This is a genomic window from Actinoplanes sp. NPDC048791, from assembly GCF_040650095.1.
Taxonomy (GTDB): Bacteria; Actinomycetota; Actinomycetes; order Mycobacteriales; family Micromonosporaceae; genus Actinoplanes.
Genome location: NZ_JBEZGQ010000280.1, coordinates 1 through 9,013, shown reverse-complemented (window position 1 = coordinate 9,013; position 9,013 = coordinate 1). Strand labels below are relative to the sequence as shown.

General features: G+C 69.3%; 12 protein-coding genes and 1 tRNA gene. 6 read left to right on the top strand and 7 right to left on the bottom strand.

Features of this window, described 5'->3' with window-relative positions; genetic code table 11:
* Positions 1–412 (bottom strand): hypothetical protein (locus AB0C29_RS21020; RefSeq protein WP_360822485.1); only part of this gene is annotated, 412 nt, incomplete at its 3' end.
* Positions 413–503: 91 nt separating this feature from the next.
* Positions 504–926 carry a PH domain-containing protein gene (locus AB0C29_RS21015; RefSeq protein WP_360546450.1) on the bottom strand — a complete coding sequence of 141 codons (423 nt, stop codon included), beginning with the start codon at positions 924–926 and terminating at the stop codon, positions 504–506.
* 36 nt (positions 927–962) lie between these two features.
* Between AB0C29_RS21015 and AB0C29_RS21010 the strand changes: the two genes are divergently transcribed.
* On the top strand, positions 963–2,093 hold the full coding sequence (locus AB0C29_RS21010; protein ID WP_360822483.1) for an acetyl-CoA C-acyltransferase: 1,131 nt from the start codon (positions 963–965) through the stop codon (positions 2,091–2,093).
* Positions 2,094–2,151: 58 nt separating this feature from the next.
* Positions 2,152–2,607, top strand: coding sequence for a hypothetical protein (locus AB0C29_RS21005; RefSeq protein ID WP_360546446.1), 456 nt, complete (start codon positions 2,152–2,154; stop codon positions 2,605–2,607).
* Here the strand turns inward: AB0C29_RS21005 and AB0C29_RS21000 are convergent.
* Both AB0C29_RS21000 and AB0C29_RS20995 read right to left on the bottom strand, forming a co-directional pair.
* Positions 2,604–3,491: a transketolase gene (locus tag AB0C29_RS21000; RefSeq protein ID WP_360822481.1), complete on the bottom strand. Its 888-nt coding sequence runs from the start codon at positions 3,489–3,491 to the stop codon at positions 2,604–2,606. The genes AB0C29_RS21005 and AB0C29_RS21000 overlap by 4 nt on opposite strands.
* A 5-nt stretch (positions 3,492–3,496) precedes the next feature.
* The gene (locus tag AB0C29_RS20995) at positions 3,497–4,177 is read right to left on the bottom strand and encodes a transketolase (protein WP_360822479.1); all 681 of its coding nucleotides are present in this window, start codon (positions 4,175–4,177) and stop codon (positions 3,497–3,499) included.
* Between the two features lie 48 nt (positions 4,178–4,225).
* Between AB0C29_RS20995 and soxR the strand changes: the two genes are divergently transcribed.
* Entirely contained in the window at positions 4,226–4,666 is a 441-nt protein-coding gene (gene soxR, locus AB0C29_RS20990) for a redox-sensitive transcriptional activator SoxR (RefSeq protein ID WP_360822477.1), read from the top strand.
* Between the two features lie 73 nt (positions 4,667–4,739).
* Positions 4,740–5,336, top strand: a complete 597-nt coding sequence (locus AB0C29_RS20985; protein WP_360822475.1) for a hypothetical protein — start codon at positions 4,740–4,742, stop codon at positions 5,334–5,336.
* Between the two features lie 9 nt (positions 5,337–5,345).
* Here the strand turns inward: AB0C29_RS20985 and AB0C29_RS20980 are convergent, their stop codons facing one another.
* Together AB0C29_RS20980 and AB0C29_RS20975 are read right to left on the bottom strand one after the other, a co-directional pair.
* The gene (locus tag AB0C29_RS20980; protein WP_360822473.1) at positions 5,346–5,915 is read right to left on the bottom strand and encodes a DinB family protein; all 570 of its coding nucleotides are present in this window, start codon (positions 5,913–5,915) and stop codon (positions 5,346–5,348) included.
* A complete protein-coding gene (locus tag AB0C29_RS20975; RefSeq protein WP_360822471.1) occupies positions 5,916–6,224 on the bottom strand; it encodes a hypothetical protein in 309 nt (102 codons plus the stop codon).
* 127 nt (positions 6,225–6,351) lie between these two features.
* Between AB0C29_RS20975 and AB0C29_RS20970 the strand changes: the two genes are divergently transcribed.
* Positions 6,352–6,663 (top strand): hypothetical protein, encoded by a 312-nt coding sequence (locus AB0C29_RS20970; RefSeq protein ID WP_360822469.1) that lies wholly within the window; start codon positions 6,352–6,354, stop codon positions 6,661–6,663.
* A gap of 105 nt (positions 6,664–6,768) precedes the next feature.
* Here the strand turns inward: AB0C29_RS20970 and AB0C29_RS20965 are convergent.
* A tRNA-Ser gene (locus tag AB0C29_RS20965) sits at positions 6,769–6,856 on the bottom strand.
* A 239-nt stretch (positions 6,857–7,095) separates the two neighbouring features.
* On the opposite strand from AB0C29_RS20965, the gene AB0C29_RS20960 reads away from it, so the two are divergent.
* Positions 7,096–8,952, top strand: a complete 1,857-nt coding sequence (locus AB0C29_RS20960; protein WP_360822467.1) for a ricin-type beta-trefoil lectin domain protein — start codon at positions 7,096–7,098, stop codon at positions 8,950–8,952.
* Positions 8,953–9,013 lie beyond the last annotated feature (61 nt).

Below are 9,013 nucleotides of genomic sequence, written 5' to 3'. Positions count from 1 at the left end.
TCGCGGCCAGCACCTTCGCAGCCGCTGCCTTATCCTCCGCGGCCCGCCGCGCCGCGGCTCTGTCCTCCGCGGTGTTCTCGGCCTGGCCGGCTGCCGTCCAGCCGGCGCTCACCGCTCCGGAACCCCGGCCCAGCCGCACCTGATCGACGTTCGTGGCCCAGCCCACGCCGTAGCACAGCAACACGACGGCTACGCCTGCCCCGACGATCCCGGTCAGACCGCGGCGGCGACCCGACCAGCGAGCTCCGACCGGGATCGTCGGAGTGGACGGACGGGCCCAGCGGGGCGAGCGCCACGACAGCCGGCTCGGCGGTTGCGGCAGCTCACCGGGCGCGTCGATCGGTTCGGCCGGCGGTAACGGCAGCCGGGGCCGGGGCATGACGGGTCGCAGGGACGGAAGGGTGAAACGCATGCGGTTTCCTCAGCGCAGATACGGGCGATGACCACCAGAGACGATCATCGCCGCCGTACCCGCCGGGTGGGGACAGATCCCCGCAATTGCCCTAGAGCGGGGCGTTGGCCCGCAGGGCGTTGAGGGACTCGGCGACCTCTTCGGGGTCCGTGCCCAGCTCGTGCAGGCTGAACAGGTGCAGGCTGTCGCCCGCGTCGATCTCCAGCAGCCGGTTGCGCAGGCCCATCCGCTCGCGGCGGTCCACCCGTACGCGTTCGATCTGGGGCCAGGCCACGTGCCGGCGCCGGACGAAGCCGACCACCATGGTCACCCCGCTCGTGTCCGCGCTGAGCCGGACCGGCGCGATCAGGTCCCGGACCGCCCAGCCGGTCAGCGCGGCGGCGACCACCCCCGCGATGAACCACTGCACCGGGTCCTCGCGGCCGAACGCCACGACCAGCACCACCAGGGCCACCGCGCCGAGCAGTTTGGCGATCGGCAGGACGGGCCGCACCCGCCACTGAAGAGGCGACATGGAACCACTATGGCAGCCCGGCGTACCGTCGGCAGTATGCGAGACGCGGTGATCGTGGGGGCGGTACGCACTCCGGTGGGACGTCGCAACGGCGGGCTGGCGCAGGTGCATCCGGTCGACCTGTCGGCGGTGGTGCTGCGGGCGCTGGCCGAGCGCACCGGCATCGACCCGGCGGACGTCGAGGACGTGATGTGGGGCTGTGTGTCCCAGGTGGGCGAGCAGTCGTGGAACGTCGGCCGTAACGCCGTGCTGGCGGCCGGCTGGCCCGAGTCGGTGCCGGCCACGACGATGGACCGGCAGTGCGGCTCCAGCCAGCAGGCGCTGCACTTCGCGGCGGCGACCGTGCTGTCCGGGCAGGCCGACCTGGTGGTGGCCGGCGGCGTCGAGTCGATGAGCCGGGTGCCGATGGGCTCCAGCGCGGCCGGCGCCGACCCGTACGGCTCAGCCGTCGCCGAGCGTTACGGCACGACCGTGTTCAACCAGGGCGTCGGCGCCGAGATGATGGCCGAGCGGTGGGGCCTGTCCCGGCAGCAGCTGGACGAGTACGCGCTGGCCAGCCACGACGCGGCGGCGAAAGCGCAGGACGCCGGCGAGTTCGACGCCGAGGTGGTCGCGGTCGGTGACGTCACCCGCGACGAGGGCATCCGGCGCGACACCACGCTGGAGAAGCTGGGCGGGCTCAAGACGCCGTTCAAGGCCGACGGCGTGGTCACCGCCGGCTCCGCGTCGCAGATCTCGGACGGCGCGGCAGCCCTGGCCGTCACCAGCTCACGCTGGGCGGCCGCGCACGGCCTGCGGCCGCTCGCCCGCGTGCACACGGCGGTGGTGGCGGCGGCCGATCCGGTGATCATGCTGACCGCGCCGCTCCCGGCCACCGCGAAGGCGCTGGCCAAGGCGGGTCTCACCCTGGACGACATCGGCGTGTACGAGGTGAACGAGGCGTTCGCGCCCGTACCGCTGGCCTGGCTGGCGGAGACCGGCGGCGATCCGTCCCGCCTCAACCCGCGCGGCGGGGCGATCGCCCTGGGACATCCGCTCGGCGCCTCCGGGGCCCGGATCATGACGACGATGATCCACCACATGCGACAGACGAAGGTTCGGTACGGCCTGCAGACGATGTGCGAGGGCGGCGGAATGGCCAACGCCACGGTGCTGGAACTTCTGTAATTCGATATTCATCGGGTGTTCCCCGCTGCTTCCCCGTTCCGCGGCCGTTAAACGGCACATGGACGTGTTCTCCCGTACGTTCCTTCCCGCCGCCGCCGAAGCCGGGGTTGCGATCCCCACCGTGAGCCGGCACATGCCCATCTTCCGCCGCTGTGTGGAGCCCGACGACGCCACGGTGCTGGTCACCAGGTGCGTCAGTCCGGACCGGCCGCTGGCCGGGGACTTCCTGCTGCTGCTCACGTACCGCCGGATGGTCGTGATCCAGGAGACCCGGGTGCTGCACCGGCTGCGGCTGCACCTGAACGCCAACCTGCGGCACCTGAGCGACGTCACCTGGAACCCCGACCTGCGCACGTCCGTCGTGGACGTCGCGGCGACGGCGGTGGACGGGGTGCGCGAGCGCTTCCGGATGCGCCTGGCCGAGCCGGCGCAGGTGTGGCACGTCGACACGCTGCTCAAGCATGTGTTCCGCGAGCGCCGCACACCTGCGTTCCCGGCCACCGTCGCCGCCTAACTGCCGGCTTGCAGAAACGCGCTGATCGAGGCGCGCAGACCGGCTGGGTCCAGGCCGTGCCAGCGCGCATGGTCGGCGGGCGTGCCATACCGCCGCTGCTCCGCGCGGCCCACCCCGAGATGCAAACTGCGATGGGGTACGTCGGACAGCGCCGCCGCCACCAGCCGGCTCGACGTGCCGGCCAGGTAGGGCTCCGCCACGACCACCTCGCGGCTGACCAGCTCCCGCAGGCCCCGGGTGTCGAGCGGCCGCGGCGTGAGCGTGTACGCGACCGTGACGTCCAGGTTAGCGGTGGCGGCGAGCACCGGATCGAGCATCGGCCCGACCGCCAGCACCACCGGCGCGCCGGCCCAGCCCTGCCGCACGACCTGCAACTTGTCCGTGTGCGCGTACGCCCGGCTGTTCTGCTGGGTCGAGAGCCGCACGTAGATCCGGTCGTCGTTGCGCGCGGCCGCCCGCAGCAGCGCGGGAACCTCGTTCGGGTGACCGGGCACGTGCACGGTCCAGCCCTCGAGGGTGTCCAGCAGGGCGACGTCGCCGGGTGACTGGTGGGTGTAACCCTCGCTGGACGCGTCGTACGAGGCACCGATGCTGACCAGCACGGCGCCGACATCCTGGTGGCCCAGGTCGAGCTTGATCTGCTCGTACGCCCGGTCGATGACGAAGGGCGCGTACGAGTGCACGTACGGTCGCAGCCCAGTGAGCGCGAGCCCACCGGCGACCCCGGCCATGAGCTGCTCGCGGATGCCGACGTTGAGCACCCGGTCGGGATGCCGGCGCTGAGCCGGCGCGAACGCGTCGCCGGAGATGTCGGCGATGACGACGGCGGTCCGCGGGTCTTCCTCGAGCAGCGCGGTGGTGGTGGCGACGAAGGTGTCTCGCATGATCCTCAGCCTTTCTTCTCGACGGCGGCCACGACGACGTGCGGACGGTCGCGATCGCGCTGCCGCAGGGCGATCTCGATGGCCTCGTGGTCCCGGCCATCCACAGTGGAGGCGGTCCAGCTCGGGAACCGGCTGGCGATGCCGCCGGGCCAGCCGTGGGTGGACGACTGGTTGTCGATGACGATCGCGGTGAGCTTGTCCAGCCGGGCGGCGGCCGCGTACGCGATCGCCTCATGGTTGGATCCCTCGTCGAGCTCGGCGTCGCCGAGCAGCACGAACGTCCGGGCGTCGAATCCCTGCGCCCGCAGGCCGAGGGCGGTGCCGACGCCGAGGCCGAGCCCGTGCCCCAGCGAGCCGGTGCCGATCTCCACGCCGGGGATCAGCACCCGGTCCGGGTGGTGGCCGAGCGGGCTCCGCGGCCCGCCGAGATCGTCGAGCCAGTCGACGGGAATGAACCCCTTGGCGGCGAGCACGGCGTAGTAGCCGGCGGGCCCGTGCCCCTTGGAGAGCAGAAACCGGTCGCGGTCGGGTTCGTCGACGGTGTCGGGCGTGACCCGCAGCACGCGGTCGTAAAGCACCCAGAGCACATCAAGCGTCGAGTACGCGCTGGGTGCGTGCTTCTCGTCACCGGTCAACCGGGTCAGCAGAGTGCCCAGCAGATCTGGATTTGCCGCTGTCGTAGTCATAGGCTCACTCTGCAAGTTAAAGTTCACTTCAACTCAAGGACGTCGGCAGTGGAGCTCCTCACCATCGGCGACATGGCCGCCCGCAGCGGCGTGGCCCAGTCGGCGCTGCGCTACTACGAACGCGAAGGCCTGATCCGGTCGACGCGCACGGGCGGCAACCAGCGCCGGTACGAACGGCACGAGCTGCGCCGGATCGCTTTCATCCGGATCGCCCAGCAGGTGGGGGTGTCCCTGGACGAGATCCGGGAGGCGCTGGCGGAGCTACCGGAGAACCGCACCCCGACAAAGGCGGACTGGGCCCGGCTGTCGGCAAGATGGCGGCGCAAGCTGGAAGCGCGTATCGCGATGATGGAACGGCTGCGCGATCAGCTGACCGGCTGCATCGGGTGTGGGTGTCTGAGCCTGAGCCGCTGCAAACTGATCAACCCGGAAGACCGCCTGGCCGCCCGCGGCACGGGCCCTCAAATGATCATCAACCCGCCGGACTGATGACGGTCCAGGTCGGCTGACATCCGCCGTCCGGCGGACGCGTCGACGCCGCGGACAGGCCTACCGTCAAACCGTGACGGCTTCATCGCAGATTGTTGCTGCTGGGTGGACATCGTGGGTGGACCCTGTGGCCGCCGCGGCGGCCGCGGTCGCTGCGGTCATCACAGGCGTCGCATTGTTCTACCAAGCGAGAGCCCTGAAGGAAGAGCGCAAGACGCGGCGGGACGAGGACAAGCGGTTCCGCGAGGAACAGGAGACCGCGCGACATGCCCAGGCCCGCGCGGTCGTCCTGCACGAGGTCGTGCTGGTCGGAAACGATCGGCTCGGCCTCGCCGGGTATCGCGTCACGCTCGGCAACTACGGCACTGCGCCGATCACCGACGTGGCCGGTCACCTGCGGCGGGTGCGGGACGGCGGCACGGACCTGGACCAGGTGGTACGCCGGCCGGTGCTGATCGCCGGCGCGGTCGAGCCGTTGACCTGGGACCTCCGCCCGGACGACGTGCCGTGGCCGGCCACGGCGAACGCCTACGCGACGGCGGCCACCTTCACGCCACGGGCCCACTTCACCGACGTCTACGGCATCCGGCGAACATGCGCGTTCATACGCCCGGTCCGTCAACCGGTCAAGACCGAGGATCCCGACCAGGCTCGGCATCATTTGCGCTGACCCAGACGGCTACGCGCGCCGGGCTGCCTCTTCGACCCTCGCCCAGTGGGCCTTCCGAGCGGCCGTGTCGATCTGCTCCTCGTACCCGGCCGCCACCCCGGTCCGGCCGTCGAGCTGCTCACGCAGGATGTCGGCATGCCCGGCATGCCGGGTGGTGTCGTTGAGGACGTGCACGATGATGGTGAACAGCTTCACGTCGGGCCGCGGCCACCAGGGCACGTGTCCCGGGGCGTCGAGATTCAGCTCTTTGATCGTGTTGTCGGCGTGGGCCCAGGCGCGCCGGTAGAAATCGACGACCTGGTCCCGGGTCTCGTCCGGGGTCACCCACAGGTCACTGCCGTCCGCGTCCTGCCACCGGGGCAGCGGCTCGGGGAATGGGCGGCCGAAGATCTCGCCGAGGTAGCGGGCTTCCCAGGTGGCCATGTGCTTGACCAGGCCGAGGAGGTTGGTCCCGGTCACCGTGAGCGGGCGGCGGATGTCGTACTCGGAGAGGCCGTCGAGCTTCCAGACCAGGGCCTGCCGGGTGAACTGGAGCTCTTCGAGCAGGGTGTCCTTGGCGAAGTCGGGTGTGTTGTGCACTCAGGCGACCCGGGGGATCGGCCGGATGCTCATGCTCACGTCGCCGGTCTGGTCCGGAGTTGGGGCCGTTCTTACCTCGGCAACCACCGTGGTTTCCTCCGGGGTCTCTGGCGGATTGGCCTGAGACACGATGTCGGAGAGGAGCATGGCCAGCCGGCTTATCTCGTCGGCGGCCAGGCGGAAGGAGCCTCGGCAGACCGGGCCGGCCCAGAGGGACACGACCATGACGCCGCGGTCCTGGTGGTAGCTGACCCGCATGGTGCGGTCGTCGCCGCGTACATCCTGGAAGACGTCGCCGACGGTTGGCATCGGAAGCACCTCACCCATGGGGCCAGCTTGCCGGAAGGACGAACGGGAGGGAAGGGTATGGGTGTGAGCTGACGCGCAGTGTGTGGGCAGCTGCGTCGGTATACCCGGTGGGCGGAGGCCATTCAGCGTGGAACAACAGGACCGGATGTCGGCCGCGGCAGAACTTTGGAAGACGCATTGCCATACGGGCTTTCCCGGCTGGCTAAGGTCCACGGATGTCGCGGGCGTCGAGATGGCGTTGCTCGACGCGGATGTTGCCGGCTGCATCTCCAGCTGGTTGAACAACGACGGTCTCCTGAGCGACCGACGGTGGGCTGTCCTCGCGGGCGGCGAACGCCAGCTTGTCCACGTGCTGCCGGAGTTGTCAGGCGATGAAGCCGCTTACTGCCAGCGGTTATTGGACATGACGGAGCTGGCCATGAACTCGCCGCATCCTTGAGCCAACGCACTCTCATGCCGGCCGACGAGGCGTGCGGCCTCCGAACTTCAGGCCGTATCCGGGCAGCGGTTTCGGCACGGGCACGATTGAGTGGGAGTGACTGAGCGGAGGGCGTGGGATTCGAACCCACGGAGACGCGGAACGCCTCACCGGTTTTCAAGACCGGCGCCATCGGCCACTAGGCGAGCCCTCCCGTACGGCGGCACTCAGTCTGCCAGATCGACGCGCGCCGGGACGGCAGGGACATGCCACCCGGCCCACCACCGCCTAAGCGAAACTTATATTAACTCTCTTAACAGGCATCTGAGCTGCGGAAACGACCAGAACAAGCGAGGCGGTGGCGGTTGACACGGCATCGACCCGCATGTTTATTGTTCGCTGCCTTTCCTATCCCGGCCAGGCCCCCACCTTCGGTCAAGGGAGTCCCCGCCCATGCCCATCCCCGGAAGAAGGACCGCGCTCGCCGCCGCCGTAGTACTCGCGGCCGGCGCCGGCATCGTGCTCGCCCCCAGCGCGTTCGCCGCCAACGAGCAGGTCAACATCTACCTGACCACCACCAGCGACAGCGGCGGCCGCACCGTCACCCGCGGCCTCCAGCAGCAGACCCCGATCGCCTTCGCCGGCAGCACCGGCAGTGCCAGCCAGACGATCACGGTCAACGAGAACACCACCTACCAGCAGTTCGAAGGCGCCGGCGCCTCGTTCACCGACACCGCTGCCTGGCTCATCAACGGCAGCGGCGCGCTTTCCGCCGCCACGCGCAACGACGTCATGACCAAGCTTTTCAGTCCCACCGCCGGGATCGGGGTCAGCGCCACCCGCAACGTCATGGGTTCCTCGGACCTCGCCCGGTCCAGCTACTCGTACGACGGGACCTGCTGCGACGTCAATGACTTCACGCTGGCCCGTGATGTCGACGTGCTCGCCCTCACCAAGCAGGCCCGCAGCCTCAATCCCAACCTGGTCGTGATGGCCTCGCCCTGGTCCGCTCCTTCGTGGATGAAGGACAACAACAGCTACGACCAGGGGTACCTCAAGGCCGAGTACTACAAGGCGTACGCGCAGTACTTCGTCAAGTACATCCAGGGGTACGCCGCTCAAGGCGTACCGGTCAATTACGTCACTGAGCAGAACGAGCCCGGCTGCTGTCCCGGTTATCCCTCCATGCAATGGAGCGTTTCCGGTCTGCAGTCGTTCGCCAAAAACGACCTGCTGCCGGCCCTGCAGGCCGCCGGGCTCAGCACCAAGCTGCTGGTGCACGACTGGAACTACAGCGACTACGACACCTGGGGCGCGCCCCTGGTCAACGACGCGGCGATCCGCAACCACCCGAACTTCGGCGGCGTCGGGTGGCACGGTTACGGCGGCGATCCGAGCAAAGCCACCACGGTACGCAACCAGTATCCGGCCATGAACCAGTACTTCACCGAGCACTCCGGTGGCACCTGGGTCGGCAACCAGCAGGCCGAGGACATGAACAACCTCATCGACTACACCCGCAACTGGGCGCGGTCGTGGACCAAGTGGAGCCTCGCCGTCGACCAGAACATGGGGCCGCACAACGGCGGCTGCGGCACCTGCACCGGCCTGGTCACCGTGCACAACGGGGACGGGCGCAGCGGGCAGGTCGACTACACGATCGAGTACTACACGATGGGTCACCTGACCAAGTTCGTGAAGCCCGGCGCGGTGCGCATCGACTCCACTGCGAACGCGACCGTCAAGAACGTGGCGTGGAAGAACCCGGACGGGTCCAAGGCGCTGATCGCGTACAACACCAGCGGCAGTGCGCAGACCGTCAAGGTGAACTGGGGCGGGCAGTCCTTTGTGTACAGCCTGCCGACCAAGACCTCGGCGACTTTCACCTGGGGCGGGACCCAGGGCGGGGGTACGCCGCCGGCCACGCGTACCGGTGCGATCTCGGGTCTGGGCGGCAAGTGCCTGGACGTGACCGGAGGCTCCACCGCCAACGGCAACCTGCCGCAGCTCTGGACGTGCACCGGCGGCCCCAACCAGACGTGGACCGTCGGCTCCGACAACACGGTCCGTGGTCTCGGCAAGTGCCTCGATGTGTCGAACAACTCAACCGCCGACGGCGCCGCCGTGCATCTGTGGGACTGCATCGGCACGGTGGCCAGCCAGAAGTGGACCGTGAGCAACGGTTCGCTGGTCAACATGGCTTCCGGCAAGTGCCTTGATGTCAAGGACAACAACACCGCCGACGGGGCGAAGCTGCAGATCTGGGCGTGCACCGGCGCCGCGAATCAGAGGTGGACCGTACCGGCGTAAGCCGCTCCGATCGGGGGTACCAGGCGGGCACCCCCAAGAGACGGAAGGCCCGCGGGTGGCG

Coding starts and splice junctions, on each gene's coding strand:
- AB0C29_RS21015 (WP_360546450.1), bottom strand. CDS start 926: ATGTCGCCTCTTCAGTGGCGGGTGCGGCCCGTCCTGCCGATCGCCAAA.
- AB0C29_RS21010 (WP_360822483.1), top strand. CDS start 963: ATGCGAGACGCGGTGATCGTGGGGGCGGTACGCACTCCGGTGGGACGT.
- AB0C29_RS21005 (WP_360546446.1), top strand. CDS start 2,152: ATGGACGTGTTCTCCCGTACGTTCCTTCCCGCCGCCGCCGAAGCCGGG.
- AB0C29_RS21000 (WP_360822481.1), bottom strand. CDS start 3,491: ATGCGAGACACCTTCGTCGCCACCACCACCGCGCTGCTCGAGGAAGAC.
- AB0C29_RS20995 (WP_360822479.1), bottom strand. CDS start 4,177: ATGACTACGACAGCGGCAAATCCAGATCTGCTGGGCACTCTGCTGACC.
- AB0C29_RS20975 (WP_360822471.1), bottom strand. CDS start 6,224: ATGCCAACCGTCGGCGACGTCTTCCAGGATGTACGCGGCGACGACCGC.
- AB0C29_RS20960 (WP_360822467.1), top strand. CDS start 7,096: ATGCCCATCCCCGGAAGAAGGACCGCGCTCGCCGCCGCCGTAGTACTC.